At 65.6% G+C, this 15018-nt stretch carries 19 protein-coding genes; 15 read left to right on the top strand and 4 right to left on the bottom strand.

Going from position 1 to position 15018, the window contains the following annotated elements; genetic code table 11:
• The first annotated feature begins 8 nt into the window (after positions 1 to 8).
• The 4 genes from WDN01_00925 to WDN01_00940 all read left to right on the top strand — a co-directional run bounded on the left by WDN01_00925 (position 9) and on the right by WDN01_00940 (position 2080).
• Positions 9 to 233, top strand: a complete 225-nt coding sequence (locus WDN01_00925; GenBank protein MEJ0024561.1) for a twin-arginine translocase TatA/TatE family subunit — start codon at positions 9 to 11, stop codon at positions 231 to 233.
• 99 nt (positions 234 to 332) lie between these two features.
• Complete coding sequence (gene tatB / locus WDN01_00930; GenBank protein ID MEJ0024562.1) at positions 333 to 779, top strand: Sec-independent protein translocase protein TatB; 447 nt, start codon at positions 333 to 335, stop codon at positions 777 to 779.
• A gap of 130 nt (positions 780 to 909) precedes the next feature.
• Complete coding sequence (tatC, locus tag WDN01_00935; GenBank protein ID MEJ0024563.1) at positions 910 to 1719, top strand: twin-arginine translocase subunit TatC; 810 nt, start codon at positions 910 to 912, stop codon at positions 1717 to 1719.
• A gap of 55 nt (positions 1720 to 1774) precedes the next feature.
• Complete coding sequence (locus WDN01_00940) at positions 1775 to 2080, top strand: hypothetical protein (GenBank protein MEJ0024564.1); 306 nt, start codon at positions 1775 to 1777, stop codon at positions 2078 to 2080.
• Between the two features lie 77 nt (positions 2081 to 2157).
• Here WDN01_00940 and WDN01_00945 read toward each other — a convergent pair whose 3' ends face one another.
• Positions 2158 to 2586: an endonuclease domain-containing protein gene (locus tag WDN01_00945; GenBank protein MEJ0024565.1), complete on the bottom strand. Its 429-nt coding sequence runs from the start codon at positions 2584 to 2586 to the stop codon at positions 2158 to 2160.
• A 145-nt stretch (positions 2587 to 2731) separates the two neighbouring features.
• On the opposite strand from WDN01_00945, the gene serS reads away from it, so the two are divergent.
• The 5 genes from serS (at position 2732) to WDN01_00970 (ending at position 6903) form a co-directional block, all read left to right on the top strand.
• A complete protein-coding gene (gene serS / locus WDN01_00950) occupies positions 2732 to 4165 on the top strand; it encodes a serine--tRNA ligase (GenBank protein ID MEJ0024566.1) in 1434 nt (477 codons plus the stop codon).
• Positions 4162 to 4506, top strand: a complete 345-nt coding sequence (locus tag WDN01_00955) for a gamma-glutamylcyclotransferase family protein (GenBank protein MEJ0024567.1) — start codon at positions 4162 to 4164, stop codon at positions 4504 to 4506. The genes serS and WDN01_00955 overlap by 4 nt, the downstream gene beginning before the upstream one ends.
• A gap of 208 nt (positions 4507 to 4714) precedes the next feature.
• Entirely contained in the window at positions 4715 to 5491 is a 777-nt protein-coding gene (gene surE / locus WDN01_00960) for a 5'/3'-nucleotidase SurE (protein MEJ0024568.1), read from the top strand.
• 11 nt (positions 5492 to 5502) lie between these two features.
• A complete protein-coding gene (locus tag WDN01_00965; protein MEJ0024569.1) occupies positions 5503 to 6162 on the top strand; it encodes a protein-L-isoaspartate(D-aspartate) O-methyltransferase in 660 nt (219 codons plus the stop codon).
• A 15-nt stretch (positions 6163 to 6177) separates the two neighbouring features.
• A complete protein-coding gene (locus WDN01_00970) occupies positions 6178 to 6903 on the top strand; it encodes a M23 family metallopeptidase (protein ID MEJ0024570.1) in 726 nt (241 codons plus the stop codon).
• On the opposite strand, the gene WDN01_00975 is transcribed toward WDN01_00970, so the two are convergent.
• The gene (locus tag WDN01_00975; GenBank protein MEJ0024571.1) at positions 6900 to 7781 is read right to left on the bottom strand and encodes an ATP-binding protein; all 882 of its coding nucleotides are present in this window, start codon (positions 7779 to 7781) and stop codon (positions 6900 to 6902) included. The genes WDN01_00970 and WDN01_00975 overlap by 4 nt on opposite strands.
• Before the next feature lie 104 nt (positions 7782 to 7885).
• On the opposite strand from WDN01_00975, the gene yajC reads away from it, so the two are divergent.
• The 4 genes from yajC (at position 7886) to WDN01_00995 (ending at position 11424) form a co-directional block, all read left to right on the top strand.
• Positions 7886 to 8194 (top strand): preprotein translocase subunit YajC, encoded by a 309-nt coding sequence (yajC, locus tag WDN01_00980; protein ID MEJ0024572.1) that lies wholly within the window; start codon positions 7886 to 7888, stop codon positions 8192 to 8194.
• Positions 8195 to 8200: 6 nt separating this feature from the next.
• Positions 8201 to 9835, top strand: coding sequence for a protein translocase subunit SecD (gene secD, locus WDN01_00985; protein MEJ0024573.1), 1635 nt, complete (start codon positions 8201 to 8203; stop codon positions 9833 to 9835).
• Between the two features lie 67 nt (positions 9836 to 9902).
• Positions 9903 to 10535, top strand: coding sequence for a urate hydroxylase PuuD (locus WDN01_00990; protein ID MEJ0024574.1), 633 nt, complete (start codon positions 9903 to 9905; stop codon positions 10533 to 10535).
• A gap of 67 nt (positions 10536 to 10602) precedes the next feature.
• Positions 10603 to 11424 carry a squalene/phytoene synthase family protein gene (locus WDN01_00995; protein ID MEJ0024575.1) on the top strand — a complete coding sequence of 274 codons (822 nt, stop codon included), beginning with the start codon at positions 10603 to 10605 and terminating at the stop codon, positions 11422 to 11424.
• Here the strand turns inward: WDN01_00995 and trmFO are convergent, their stop codons facing one another.
• Positions 11425 to 12750, bottom strand: coding sequence for a methylenetetrahydrofolate--tRNA-(uracil(54)-C(5))-methyltransferase (FADH(2)-oxidizing) TrmFO (gene trmFO / locus WDN01_01000; protein ID MEJ0024576.1), 1326 nt, complete (start codon positions 12748 to 12750; stop codon positions 11425 to 11427).
• 118 nt (positions 12751 to 12868) lie between these two features.
• Between trmFO and WDN01_01005 the strand changes: the two genes are divergently transcribed.
• Together WDN01_01005 and WDN01_01010 are read left to right on the top strand one after the other, a co-directional pair.
• Positions 12869 to 13159 carry a hypothetical protein gene (locus WDN01_01005; GenBank protein MEJ0024577.1) on the top strand — a complete coding sequence of 97 codons (291 nt, stop codon included), beginning with the start codon at positions 12869 to 12871 and terminating at the stop codon, positions 13157 to 13159.
• Complete coding sequence (locus WDN01_01010; protein ID MEJ0024578.1) at positions 13156 to 13587, top strand: TA system VapC family ribonuclease toxin; 432 nt, start codon at positions 13156 to 13158, stop codon at positions 13585 to 13587. The genes WDN01_01005 and WDN01_01010 overlap by 4 nt, the downstream gene beginning before the upstream one ends.
• On the opposite strand, the gene WDN01_01015 is transcribed toward WDN01_01010, so the two are convergent.
• A complete protein-coding gene (locus tag WDN01_01015) occupies positions 13584 to 15017 on the bottom strand; it encodes an amidase family protein (protein MEJ0024579.1) in 1434 nt (477 codons plus the stop codon). The genes WDN01_01010 and WDN01_01015 overlap by 4 nt on opposite strands.
• Position 15018 lies beyond the last annotated feature (1 nt).

Consider the following 15018-nt stretch of genomic DNA (forward strand, 5'->3'; position numbering starts at 1 on the left):
AGAGTTTCATGGGTGGCCTCAGCATTTGGCATCTCCTGCTGTTCGCGGCGGTTGCGCTGCTGCTGTTCGGCGGGCGCGGCAAGATTTCCGACCTGATGGGCGACGTCGCCAAGGGCATCAAGAGCTTCCGCCAGGGCCTGAACGATCCGGAGGACGCCAAGACCATCCCCGGCACGCCCAACCCGCCGCCCGCGTCCACGCCGGCCAAGGACCAGACGACCGTCGGCCATTAGCGTCGTGAAAATCGCCGCACCGAAAACCAGGTGTCATGGCCCGCGAATGCGGGCCACCCAGTTGACGCCTGCGCCGTCCGTCTTGAAGGCCGTTAAGCCATGCTCGATCTGAGCTGGAGCCATATCCTCATTCTTCTCGTCGTGGCGCTCGTCGTGGTGGGGCCGAAGGACCTGCCGCGCCTGATGCGCATCGTCGGCCAGTGGATGGGCAAGGCCCGCAAGATGGCCGACGAATTCCGCAAGAGCTTCGACGACATGGCCCGCCAGTCGGAACTGGACGAACTGCGAAAGGAGATCGAGAATCTGCGCCATGAGCGCCCGCTGGCCGACGTCGAACAGGAGCTGAACCGGTCGATCCTGCCCGACGACATGCGCGCGCCCGTGATGACGCCCAAGGTCTCGGTCGAGGCCGAGCCGATCGAGATCGAAAGCGCGCCCGGGAGCGCGGACACGTCCTTCATGCCCGACCCGCATGCCGAGGAGGTCGTCCCGGCCGAGCCCGCCCAGCCTATCGCCGCCGGCGGCCTGCACCCGCCCGCGCCATGATGACGATTTCTGCAATCCTCCTTTCTGTCATGCCCGCGCAGGCGGGCATCCAGAGCCGCGCGCCCCTGGATGCCCGCCTGCGCGGGCATGACAAGTCTGGAATTGCGGCACGCGCGGACGCGCCCCGCCCATGAACAAGCCGACCGACGACGACGAAGCGGCCATCGAGGCGACCAAGGCGCCCTTGATGGATCACCTGATCGAGCTGCGCCGGCGGCTGATCTGGTCGATCCTCGCCTTCTTCGTCTGTTTCTGCCTCTGCTTCTTCCTCGCCAAGCCGATCTACGCCTTCCTGACGCAGCCGCTGTCGGCGGCGCTGCCGGTGGGCGACAGCCACCACCTCATCGCCACCGGCCTCGCCGAGACCTTCTTCACCTATGCCAAGCTGGGCGCCTTCGGCGGGCTCTGCCTCGCCTTCCCGATCATCGCGGCGCAGCTCTGGCTGTTCGTCGCCCCCGGCCTTTACAAGCACGAGCGCAACGCCTTCCTGCCCTTCCTGCTGGCGACGCCGTTCATGTTCGCGCTCGGCTTCTGCTTCGTGTTCTACGTGATGCTGCCCAACGCCATCCGCTTCTTCGTCAGCTTCGACACCCAGGGCACGGCGCAGACGCTCGGCATCCAGCTCCAGGCGCGGGTGAGCGAATATCTCGACTTCGTGATGACGCTGATCATCGCCTTCGGCCTGTGCTTCCAGCTTCCGGTGCTGCTGGCGCTGCTCGGCCGCGTCGGGATGATCACGTCCAAGCAGCTCCGCTCCATGCGGCGCTACGCCATCGTCGGCATGACGGCGGTGGCGGCGGTGCTGACGCCGCCCGACGTGTTCTCGATGGTGAGCCTGCTGGTGCCGCTGGTCGCGCTCTACGAGGTCTCGGTCCTGATCGTCTGGCTGATCGAGCGCGACCGGAACAAGAAAGACGCGGCGGCGGGCGCCGGCACCTAGGGTCCAAACCGCCCCGGCGTACGTTATGGTGCGGTAGCCGCCGGTGACACGCGCCATGCGCTTGCCGATTTTCGCTCTTGCTGCCTTTCTGCTGTGCACGCCCGCCGTGCAGGCAGCGCCGACCTGTCACGACCGGGTGGGCGACACGATCCGCTGCGGCGACCCGGCCGCGATGCCGGTGGGCTGGACCCCGGCGCCCGAGGTTCTGCTGGCGAAGAAGAACGCGGCGCCGGACGACACCGCCAACGCGCTGAGCGCGGCGGTCTTCGTCGCGCTGTTCCTGGCCCTGATCGCGCTCCTCCCCGAATTCGACGGCACCAAAGCCACCGACTGGGACCGGCAGGAGGGGGACGAGGAATAATTTCCTCCCCCATTGTTATGGGGGAGGTGCCGAGCGAGCCCCTTCGCGAGCGAGGCGGAGGGGGCCCGCCGTCTCGCTCAACCGCCCGGCAACGCCAGGGCCCGCCAGATCCCCTCCAGCACGCCGTCGAGGTTTTTATAGACCTCCAGATTGGTGACTCGCACCACCCGCCACCCGCGCGCGGTCAGGAACGCATCGCGCCGGCGGTCATAGTCCGCTTCATGCGTATCCCCATCGACCTCGACGACAAGCCACGCCTTCACGCAAGCAAAATCCGCGATGTAAGGACCGATGGGATGCTGTCGGCGGAATCGATTGACGCCATCGAACGATTTCCGCCGCAGCCGCGACCAGAGGATGAGTTCGGCCTCGGTCATTTTTTTGCGAAGCTGTTTGGCGAACGGTCTGGACCGTCTTTCGCTTTGACGCACCGCGGGCCCCCTCCGCCTCGCTGTCGCTCGGCACCTCCCCCATAACAATGGGGGAGGAAACCATATGACTTGCACTACCTTTTTCCTCCCCCGTGTTTACGGGGGAGGTGCCGAGCGAGCCCTTCGCGAGCGAGGCGGAGGGGGCCCGCCGCCCCGCACCACCGCCGCGCTTTGACGCCTCCCGCACCCCATGCCATTACCCGGCGCACAGGAGCGGTCCATGCACGACATCCGATTCATCCGGGACAACACCGACGCCTTCGTCGCCGCGCTGGCGCGGCGGCCGGCTTACGCGGACAGCGCGAAGTCCGAGACCCGTAACATCCTTTCCGCCGACGAGGACCTGCGCACCCTCCTGACCGAGCTGCAGCAGAAGCAGGCCCGCCGCAACGAGGCGTCGAAGCTGATCGGCCAGGCCAAGGCGAACCTCGCGCTCAAGCAGCGAAGCGGTAGCGCCACAAAAGAGGACGAGGCGGGCGCCGCTGCGCTGATGGCCGAGGTCGCTACCATCAAAGACGCGATCCAGGCCGGCGAGGCGAAGCAGCGCGCACTCGAAGAGGCCCTCAAGAACCTCCTCGCCGTCCTGCCGAACCTCCCGGCCGAGGACGTGCCGCAAGGCGAAGACGAGCACGCCAACGTCCCCGTCCCCGAGCGCGGCTTCAAGGCGGCGCATATCCCGGCCTCCGGCATCAACCAGCCGAAGGAGCATTTCGAGCTCGGCGAGAAGCTCGGCCTGATGGATTTCGAGCGCGCCGCGAAAGTCTCCGGCGCGCGGTTCGTCTATCTGAAAGGCGCTCTGGCGCGTCTCAATCGCGCCCTGGCGAGCTTCATGCTCGACAGCCACACGACGAATTACGGCTACGAAGAAGTCGTGCCGCCGATGCTGGTGCGAAACAGCGCCATGTTTGGTACTGGCCAATTACCAAAATTTGCTGATGACCTGTATCGGGTCTCCGGAAGCACCACGCTCGATCAAGTTACGCGAATAGAAACGAATGATCTTGATGCCCGAATAGAGAAGGGGGGCGCACAAGAAATTGTTGAGCTATATTGGCTCATCCCCACCGCCGAAGTCCCGCTGACCAACTACGTCAACGGCGAAATCCTCGCCGAAGCCGAATTGCCGATCCGCTTCACGGCCTACACGCCGTGCTTCCGCTCCGAGGCCGGGGCCGCCGGCAAGGACACGCGCGGCATGATCCGCATGCACCAGTTCGACAAGGTCGAACTCGTCTCCATCACCGCCCCCGAACAATCCAACGCCGAGCACGAGCGCATGACCGATGCGGCGCAGGCGATCCTGAAGGCGCTCGACCTGCGCCATCGCGTCGTCACGCTGTGCACCGGCGACATGGGCTTCGGGGCACGCAAGACCTACGACATCGAGGTCTGGCTGCCGGGACAGAACCGCTATCGCGAGATCAGCTCCTGCTCCAACTGCGGCGACTTCCAGGCGCGGCGGATGAACACGCGCTATCGTGGGCAGGACGGCAAGGTGAAGGGACCGATCCACACGCTGAACGGTTCGGGCCTCGCCATCGGCCGCACCCTGATCGCGATCCTGGAGAACTACCAGGACGCCGATGGCGCCATCGCCATCCCCGATGCGCTCAGGCCCTATATGGGCGGCCTCGAAAAGATCGCGGCGCGATGAGCGCGGTGGAGAAACTCTTCTCCTACGGCACGCTGCGCGAGGAGGCCGTGCAGCGCGCCGTCTTCGGCCGCCCCGTGCCGGGCACGCCGGACGCGATCCTCGGCTACCGGCTCGTGCCGTTCACCATCCGCGCCGCCGGCGCCATCGCGATCAGCGGCCATGCCGACCACACCATCCTGGATGCGACCGGCGATCCGTCCGACCGGATCGAGGGCCTGGTCCTCGCGCTGACGCCCGAAGATCTCGCGCGCGCCGACGCCTATGAGGATGCCGGCTACAAGCGCGTCAAAGCCGAGCTGCGCTCCGGGGCCGGCGGCGCCTGGGTTTATGTCCGCGCCTGACAAATCCTGGGCAAATTTCGAAAGGGGCGGCCTTGAACGGTCTGCTTTCGTTCCCATTTCATTGGGGTTCTGTGACATCTTGAATCCGGGCCCCGGCGGGCGGTTATCCCTGATGATCGCGCCGCAGAATCAGCTACTTGTCACACGGTTCGCCTATTCGAACCGTGATTTTTGCTTCCAATCTCCGCCCGCCGGTTAGGACATGACCATGCGCATCCTTGTGACCAATGACGACGGCATCCACGCCCCCGGCCTGATCGCCGCCGAGAAGATCGCCCGCGCCCTCTCCGACGACGTCTGGGTGGTCGCGCCCGAGACCGAGCAGTCCGGCGCCTCGCACTCGCTGACGCTCACCATGCCGCTGCGCCTGCGGGAGATCGAGAAGCGGCGCTTCGCCGTCACCGGCACGCCGACCGATTGCGTGATGATGGCGTGCGCCCATGTGATGAAGGACAACCCGCCGACGCTCGTCCTGTCCGGCGTCAATCGCGGCTCCAACATGGCCGACGATGTCACCTATTCGGGCACCATCGCGGGCGCGATGGAAGGTTGCGCGCTCGGCATTCCCTCCATCGCGATGAGCCAGTCCTACGGCCTCATCGAAGGCACGGAGGTGCGCTGGGATTGCGGCGAGGTCCAGGGACCGCCGCTGATCAGAAAGCTGGTCGATATCGGCTGGCCGGACGACGTGCTGATGAATATCAACTTCCCCGACGCGGCGCCGGGCGAGGTGAAGGGCATCGATATCTGCTCCCAGGGCAAACGCGACCTGCAGACGGCGGCTCTGGAGCGGCGCATCGACGCGCGGGGCAATCCCTATTTCTGGATCGGCTTCAAGCGCGTGCGCTCCAATCCGCCGGAGGGCACCGACCTGCACGCGATCTACAACAAGCGCATCGCGGTGACGCCGCTGCATCTGAACCTCACCGAGTTCGCGGTGCTGGAGAAAATGAAGCAGAAGTTGGGCAAGCTCCCGCCGGCGTGAGGTGCAGTGCCGTGACCGATCCGCGCCAGATCCAGCTCATCATGGAGCTTCGCGGCCGGGGCATCTCCGATCCCCGCGTGCTCGATGCGGTCGAGCGCACGCCGCGCGATCTCTTCGTCGACAAGCCGCTGGAATACGCGGCCTACAACAACACGGCGCTCCCCATCGCCTGCGGCCAGACGATCAGCCAGCCCTATGTCGTCGCCTATATGACCCAGCAGCTCGACGTGAAGCCGAACATGCGGGTGCTCGAGATCGGCACCGGTTCCGGCTACCAGGCCGCGGTGCTGAGCCCGCTATGCCGCCGGGTCTACACGATGGAACGCCACAAACCCCTGCTCGAGCAGGCGCAGGGGCGGTTCAAGGCGCTGAAGCTCCACAATATTGCGACGAAACTCGGCGACGGCTACCAGGGCTGGTCCCAGCAGGCGCCGTTCGACCGTATCTTGTTGTCCTGCGCGGTCGAAGCAGTGCCGCCGGTCCTTATCGAACAGTTAAAAATCGGCGGCATTCTTGTGGCGCCTGTAGGTAATGTTCCGCAAACGGGCGGAGAAGGCCGTCCGGAAAGGATTTCTCAACAATTAACGAAGATGATCCGAAACGAGACAGGCGTGACGGAAGAACTCCTCATCCCCGTCTTGTTCGTCCCGATGCTGTCGGGACTGCCTTGAGATGCGAGACTTGAGATGGATCGGAAATCCTCGTTGCAGCGGCTGGCCGCGGCCATCGCTTTTGCCATGATGTCATCCTTCGCCCTGTCCGGCTGCGTCGCCGATACGCCGAGGACCCATCTCGACTGGTTTCCGCAAACCGCCGTCCATCCCACGCCGAAGCCGCGCCTCGCCGAACGCGCGCCGCCGGCGCCGCGTCATGCGCGTCCGCGGCCGGTGCAGACCGCCTCGCTCGATTGCCCGGTGCCGCGCGCCAAGCCCACGACGCCGGCCTGGTACTCCAGCACGACGCCGCCCCCCGCGCAGCCCGCGCCGGTGCAGCCCGCGAGCTACACGCCGACCTTCGGCGCGCTCGCCTTCTCCTGGCCGCTCAACGGTCCGGTCGTCGCCGATTACGGCACATCGGTCAGCGGCCAGCGCAATGACGGAATCAATATCGCGGCGCCGTTCGGCACCCCGATCCATGCCGCCGCCGCCGGCCAGATCAGCTATGCCGGCAACGAATTGCGCGGCTACGGCAATCTGGTTCTCATCAAGCACGACGACGGCTATGTGACGGCCTACGCCCACGCCGAGCGCATCGTGGTCAACCGCGGCGACTATGTGCAGAAGGGCCAGATCATCGGCTATGCCGGCCAGACCGGCGACGTGACGAGCCCGCAGCTCCATTTCGAGATCCGCAAGGGCGTCGCTCCGGTCAACCCGCACACGCTGCTGGCGAGCGTGCGGGCGGCGTCCTAAAGCGTCTTCCCCAATTCGCCGCTCAGGTCCTGGATGAACTGCCAGGCGACGCGGCCGGAGCGGCCGCCGCGTCCCGCGGCCCAGGCCAGCGCCTTGGCGTAGAGTTCGTTCTTCTCCACGGCCAGGCCGTAATACGCCGTGTAGGCGTCGATCATCGCCAAATATTCGTCCTGGCCGCAATTGTGGAAGCCGAGCCACAGGCCGAAGCGATCCGAAAGCGAGACCTTCTCCTCGACCGCCTCGGACGGATTGATCGCGGTGGAGCGTTCGTTGTCCATCATCTCGCGCGGCATCAGATGGCGCCGGTTGGAAGTCGCGTAGAACAGGACGTTCTCGGGCCGGCCCTCGAGCCCGCCCTCCAGCGCCGCTTTCAGCGATTTGTAGCTCGTATCGTCCTTGTCGAAGGAGAGGTCGTCGCAATAGAGCAGGAAGCGCCGGCCGTCGCCGCGCAGGATACGCAGCAATTGCGGCAGGCTGGCGATTTCCTCGCGGTGGATCTCGACCAGCGCCAGACGGTCCTTGCCCTTCGCGCCGCGATTGACCTCGGCGTGCACCGCCTTCACCAGCGAACTCTTGCCCATGCCGCGCGCCCCCCAAAGCAGCGCGTTGTTCGCCGGCAGGCCGCTTGCGAAGCGGCGCGTATTCTCCAGCAGCGTGTCGCGCGATGCCTCGATGCCCTTGAGCAGCGACAGCGGCACGGCCGAGATCTTCGCAACCGCGATCAGGCCGCCATGCGCCGGCTCCCAGACGAAGGCGTCGCCCTCGGTCGGGGGGCTGGCGGGCAGCGCCGCCGGCGACAGCCGCTCGAGCGCCGCGGCGATGCGCTCCAGGATGGCCGTTTCGGCTTTTCCAGCGGGGGTCTTGGGTGGCGTCGCCATCGGCTAAATCCTTGTTTTCCCATGGTTGCAAAGGAGGGAAGCGTAGCTATATTCCCGCCCGATAAGCCGCGCCTTCGCGTCGCAACAGCCGTTTCGGACACAAGATGCAAGACCTTCTGGCCAATCCGCTCGTCATGCTTATCCCGATGGGGCTGATCTTCTATTTTTTGGTCATGCGTCCGCAACAGCAGCAGGCCAAGCAGCATCGCCAGGCGATCGACAATCTGCGCCGCGGCGACACGGTGGTGACGGCGGCGGGCATCGTCGGGCGCGTCGCCAAGGCGCCAGTCAAGGAGGATCCCGAGATCACCGTCGAGATCGCGGACAACGTCCAGGTCAAGGTGGTCAAGACGACCCTGTCCGAGGTGCGGGCCAAGACCCAGCCGGTCGATACCAAGTCCGACAAGAGCTGATCGGCCATGCTGCAGGTCTCCGCCTGGATCCGCGTCGTCGTCTGGACGATCATCCTGGCCGGCGCGGTGATCGCGCTGCCCAACGCGCTGCCGGATTCGGTGCTGGCGAAATTTCCCTCCTGGCTCCCGACGCGGGCGGTGTCGCTCGGCCTCGACCTGCAGGGCGGTTCGCATCTTCTTCTGGAAGTCGAATTCGACCAGGTCTCCAAGGACAAGCTCGAGTCGCTGACGAGCGACATCCGCCGCAGCCTGCGCAAGGCGCGCCCGGCGATCGGCTACAGGTTCCTGACGCCGCGCGCGGATTCGATCGCGGTGCAGATCACCGACCCGGCGCGGCGCGACGAAGCGCGGTCGCTGATCCAGGGGCTCAACCCGTCGATCGGCGGCGGCGTGCTGGCGGTGGGCGCCAAGGCCTATGACTTCGCCGACAACGGCCAGGGCCAGTTCACGCTCAAGATGACCGATGCCTACAAGGAGCAGACGCGGCAGGATATCCTCAGCCAGTCGATCGAGGTCGTGCGCAAGCGCATCGACGAGATGGGTACGCGCGAGCCGACGATCGAGCGGCAGGGCGACGAGCGGATCGTCGTCGAAGTGCCGGGCCTCAGCGATCCGCAGCGGCTGATCGACATCCTGGGCAAGACCGCGAAGATGACGTTCCAGCTCGTGGACGAGGCCGCCGACCGCAGCGGCGCGGCCCAGCGCGGCGTGGCGCCGATCGGCGACGACATCCTGCCCATGACGAAGGGCAAGAACGGCCTGCCGATCGGGCCGCCCGTCGTGGTCGAGAAGCGCATCATGGTCGCCGGCGACCGCCTGGTCGACGCCCGGCAGGGCTTCGATCCGCGCAGCGGCGAAGCGGTGGTCGAATTCCGCTTCGACAGCACCGGCGCCAAGCAGTTCGGCGACGTGACCAAGGCCTATCCGCCACAGACCCAGCGCTTCGCCATCGTCCTCGACAAACAGGTCATCTCCGCGCCGATGATCAACGAGCCGATCCTCGGCGGATCGGGCCAGATCACTGGCTCCTTCAGCGTCGAAAGCGCAAACGATCTGGCGACCCTGCTGCGCGCCGGCGCGCTGCCGGCGCCGCTCAAGGTGATCGAGCGCCGCACCGTTGGGCCGGGCCTCGGCGCCGACCAGATCAAGGCCGGCCGCTATTCGGCCCTGGCGGGCCTCGTCCTGGTGGCGCTGTTCATGGTCGCGCGCTATGGCCTGTTCGGGCTGTTCGCCGACATCGCGCTCGCCCTGAACGTGGTCCTGCTGCTGGCGGCGCTCACCCTGTTCGGCGCCACGCTGACGCTGCCCGGCATCGCCGGCATCGTGCTGACCATGGGCATGGCGGTCGACGCCAATGTGCTGATCTACGAGCGCATAAAGGAGGAGCAGCGCAACGGCCGCAGCATGCTGGCCTCCATCGATCAGGGCTTCCGCCGCGCCATGGCGACCATCATCGACGCCAATTCGACCCATCTGATCGCCGCCCTGATCCTGTTCCAGCTCGGTTCCGGACCGGTCCGCGGCTTCGCGGTGACGCTGGGCGTCGGCATTCTCACCTCCTTCTTCACCGCCGTGATGGTGACGCGGCTGGTTGTGGTGATGTGGCTCAACATCCGCCGCCCCAAGCGATTGGCCATTTAGAGAAAAGGGCTGAAATGCCCGAGAATTAGAGTAAAGTTCCGGCCGGACTCATACGGGAGGGACGGCCATGGCGGCCTTTTTTGGAAATCTGCGCAATGTGGTGATCGCCGGCTTCGTGCTGGCGCTCATCGTGCTCGTGATCCGCATTTCGCTCGGAAATGTGGACTTTGGAAGCGAGCTGTTCTGGGCCTTCATCATCCGCTGGGCGCATATCATCTGCGGCGTGATGTGGATCGGTCTTCTCTGGTACTTCAACTTCGTCGCCACGCCGACCATGCCGAAGATCCCCGACGAGCTGAAGCCGGCACTCGGCCGCTTCATCACGCCAGCGGCGCTGTTCTGGTTCCGCTGGGGCGCGATGGGCACGATCGTTTTCGGCATCCTGCTCGCCGGCATGAACCACTATCTCGTCCAGGCCTACACGCTGGATATCGTGGGCGATCCGGCCGGCGCCTTCGCGACGCCGTCCTGGCTGCTCATCGGCATCGGCATGTGGCTGGGCACCATCATGTGGTTTAATGTCTGGTTCGTGATCTGGCCGAACCAGCAGAAGGCGCTGAACATCGGCGGCAAGGGCGAAGGCCTCGACGCGGCGGTCAAGGCGGCTTCGGCCAAGACGGCGGGCATGTTCAGCCGCATCAACACGATGCTTTCGATCCCAATGCTGTTCTGCATGGCGGCGGCGTCGCACCTGCCCTGAAGGGTCTCGCGCAAAGGCATGCGACGGGCCGCCGGATCGCTCCGGCGGCTCTTTCGTTGGAGAGAGGATGAGCGGCGAAACGATCGCGGAACTTGTGCGGCGCGCCGATCCGGACCGCTATCTCTCGGCCCTGTTCGCGCCTGCGCAAAAGCGGCCGCTGCTGCACGCGCTCTATGCCTTCAACATCGAGATCGCCCGCGTCGCCGACACGGTGCGCGAGCCGATGATGGGCGAGATCCGGCTGGAATGGTGGCGCGAGACGCTCGAAGGCGCACGGGCGGGCGCGCCGCGCAATCACGCCGTGGCGCGGGCGCTGGCGGAATTGTTCGCCGCGGCCGAGCTGCCGGCTGAATTGTTCGAGGCAATGGTGGCGGCACGGACATTCGACTCGTCGTCGGACGTCTTCGCGGACCGCGCGGCGGTCGAAAGCTACTGCGATGCGACGAGCGGCAATCTGATGCGGCTGGCGGCGCGCATTCTTGGGCGGGAAAACGACGCTTTGGCGCGGGAAGCAGGCGCCGCTTATGCGCTGGCCGGCATCCTGCGTTCGATCCCGCATCAGACGGCGCGGCACAAGGCCTTTCTTCCGGCGAGCCTGATGCAGACCACGGGCTTGACGAAGGATGCCCTTTTCATCACTCACGAGCGCGATAAGGTGAAGGCTATCGCGGCGCAGATGGCGATCTGGGCGCGCGAGCATCTCGTTAAAGCGCGCACGCTGCGCACGGGTCGCGAGGAATTGCCGGCCTATCTTCCCGCCGCACTGACGCCGCTGTTTCTCCGGGGGGTAACGAAGCGCGGCTTCGATCCGCTGCACCACGCACCGCAGGTGCCGATCCACCGTCGCCAGATACGCCTGCTGGCGGCGGCGATGCGCGGACGGATCTGACTACTCCGCCGCTGCCTTCGAAGGATTCAGCCAGGATTCGAGGTCGGCCAGCGCGCGATGCGATTGCGCCCGCTTGCGGTCCTTGCCCTTGGTCTTGGGCGGCGGCTCGGGAAAGAGGCCGAAATTCACGTTCATCGGCTGGAAGGTCTTGGCGTCCGCGCCGCCGGTGATGTGGCCGAGCAGGGCGCCCAGTGCGGTGGTCGGTGGCGGCGTCACGACCTCGCCGCCGATGAGTTCGGCGGCGGCGAAGCGGCCGGCGAGAAGTCCGATGGCGGCGCTCTCGACATAACCCTCCACGCCGGTCACCTGTCCGGCGAAGCGCAGCGACGGACGCAGTTTCAGCCGTAATTGGCCATCCAGAAGACGCGGCGAATTGATGAACGTGTTGCGGTGCAGGCCGCCGAGCCGCGCAAAGGTCGCGTTCTGAAGACCCGGGATCATGCGGAAGATGCGCGCCTGTTCGCCATGCTTCAGCTTGGTCTGGAAGCCGACCATGTTCCACAGCGTGCCGAGCGCATTGTCCTGGCGAAGCTGCACGACGGCATAGGGGCGCTCGGTCTTGCGCGGATCGCTGAGGCCGACCGGCTTCATCGGGCCGAAGCGCAAAGTCTCAGGACCGCGCGACGCCATGACCTCGATCGGCAGGCAGCCTTCGAAATAGGGCGTAGAGGTCTCCCACTCCTTGAAGTCCGTCTTTTCGCCGGCGAGCAGGGCGGCGATGAAGCCTTCATACTGCTCGCGGTTCATCGGGCAGTTGACGTAGTCGGCGCCGTCGCCCTTGTCGTAGCGCGACTGCATCCAGCAAGTATCGAAATCGATGCTGTTGCGGTTCACGATCGGAGCGATGGCGTCGAAGAAGGACAGCGACTCTTCGCCGGTCAGCATGCGCACCGCTTCCGCCAGCCGCGGGGAGGTGAGTGGGCCCGTGGCAAGGATGGTCGAGCGCCAGGTCTCCGGCGGCAGGCCAGCGACTTCCTCGCGGACGATTTCGATATTGGGGTGATTGGAAAGCTCGCGCGTGATCGTTTCGGAGAACGGCACGCGGTCGACCGCCAGCGCACCGCCGGCCGGCAGCCGGTGCGAATCGGCCGTTCGCATGATCAGCGACCCGGCGCGGCGCATCTCCTCATGCAGCAGGCCGACGGCGTTGTTCTCCCAATCGTCGGAGCGGAAGGAGTTGGAGCACACCAGCTCCGCAAGTCCGTCGCCGACATGCGCCTCGGTCCCGCGGACCGGCCGCATTTCGTGGAGGACGACCTTCGCGCCGGCCTGCGCGGCCTGCCAGGCAGCTTCGCTTCCGGCCAATCCGCCGCCGACGATGTGCATTTTTTCATTCATGGCGCTGTCGATAGCATCCCGCTAAGCCCCTGAAAATACTGGACCGCCGCGTGCCCAGGTCGATTTTCTTGACATCAAGGCATCACATATTTGATGCTTTGATGCCATGGATAAGAAAACCGGCCCCAAGCGTCGAAATACGCTGACCATCGACGACGACAATGCGGTGCGGCTTGAACGCCTGCGCAAGGAGCGCGATCTCAGTTTCAAGCAGATCGTCAACGATGTGCTCCGTCGCGGCCTGAACGAAGCGGAGAAGCCGTTCCGGCCGGCCGAGCCATTCCGGACGCGGGTCTATGATCCGGGTCCACCGCTGAGACCCAATGTGAAGCCGGACGAAATATTGGACGAGCTGGATTTGGAGTACGCGCGCAAGAAGAAGCTCATTCCGGAATGATATTGGTCGATGTCAATCTTCTGGTCTATGCGCATTTCAGCAGCTATGCGGAGCATGAGCGGTCACGCGCATGGCTGGATGCGCAATTCTCCAACGGCATCCGCATCGGACTGCCTTGGGCCAGCCTGCTGGCGTTCCTTCGCCTGACGACCAGTCGCCGCATCTTTCCCAAGCCACAATCGATCGGAGGCGCTTGGTCCCAAGTGTGTTCGTGGCTCGAACATCCTTCGGCGTGGATACCCGAGCCGACCGAACGGCACGGCCTTGTCCTGGGCCGACTTCTGACGGAAACGCCCGCGACCGGCGATCTTGTCGGCGATGCCTATCTGGCGGCACTGGCAATCGAGCACGGACTGACCTTGTGCTCCAACGATCGCGACTTCCTCAAATTTGAGGGCTTGCGCTACGAGAACCCGCTCGCGTCCTAGTTCCAGATCGGCGGCTTGCGGTCGATCCAGGGCCGCGCCTGTTCGAGCTGGGCGGCGAGGCGGAACAGCGTCGCCTCGTCGCCATGGCGGCTCGAGAACATCATCGCCAGCGGAAGCCGGTCGCCCGACAGGCCCATCGGGACCGACATCGCCGGCTGGCCAGTCAGGTTCGCGATCGGCGTCAAGCCGAAGGTCTGGCCCTGGCGGCGGTTGAATTCGCGGGCGCGCACATTCATCGGATCGAGGAAGCCGAGCGGCGGCGGCGGCGTGATCTGGATCGGCTGCAGCAGCACGTCGAACTCGCGATAAAGGCCGAGGATCTGACGGCCGACCACGCGGATCGTCTGCAGGCCCCAGGCAACATCGCGCGGCGCCATTTCCTTGGCGGCGCGATAGCCGACCAGCGCCAGCCATTCGAGCGTCGAGATGTCGATCGGGCGCTGCATCCTCTCGGCCCATTCCTCGTAGCCGACGACCGCCACCGCGCCCGAAACGAAACCTTGGGCCTTGTAGAGCTTGCGCAGATTTGCATCGAGCGCCTTCTTCTCGATCATCGTGTGACCGAGTTCGGCGCATAGCTTCACGGTGTTCTCGAAGGTCGCCTGCACGTCGGGATGCAGCGGCGTGTCCTGGATCGTCTGGGCGCAATAGGCGATGCGCAGCCGGCCGGGTGCGGTCTGGATTTCGTCCATGTAAGGCCGCGCCTTCGGCACCGGCGCATAGGGCGCGTCGTCTTCCGGATAGCCGGTCCAGTCGAGCATCGCGGCGCTGTCGCGCACGGTGCGGGTCACGACGTGATCGACGATCAGGCCGTGGGCGCGGCCGCGGTCATCCGAGCCGCCGGGATTACGCGACTGCGTCGGCTTCAAGCCGAAGAGGCCGCATTGCGCCGCCGGAATGCGGATCGAGCCGAGGCCGTCCGAGGCATGCGCCATCGGCACGATGCCGGCCGCGACCGCCGCCGCCGCGCCACCCGACGAGCCGCCGGTGCTGTGGTCCGGATTCCACGGATTGTGGCAATTGCCGAGGAAGCGGCCCTCGGTTGTGCCCGGAATGCCGAATTCCGGCGTGTTGGTCTTGCCGGCGAGCACCATGCCGGCGGCGCGGTAGCGCTTCGTCAGCTCGGAGTCCTGCGGCGAGACATAGCCGGCGAGCAGCGCGCTGCCGTTCGTCATTGGCCAGCCGGCGACCTCCATGCCGATATCCTTGATCAGGAACGGCACGCCTTTGAACGGACCGTCGGGCAGTTTCGCCGCCGCTACGGCGCGCGCCTCGTCATAGGCCTTGTGGACCACGGCATTGAGCGTCGGATTGCGCTTCTCGATGCGCGCGATTGCTTCTTCGAGAAGCTCCAGCGGCGTGACTTCTCCCTGGCGCACGAGATGGGCCAGGCCCAGGCCGTCGAAATCGGCATATTCGGAAAACGCCATC

Source organism: Rhizomicrobium sp. (assembly GCA_037200985.1).
GTDB lineage: Bacteria > Pseudomonadota > Alphaproteobacteria > Micropepsales > Micropepsaceae > Rhizomicrobium.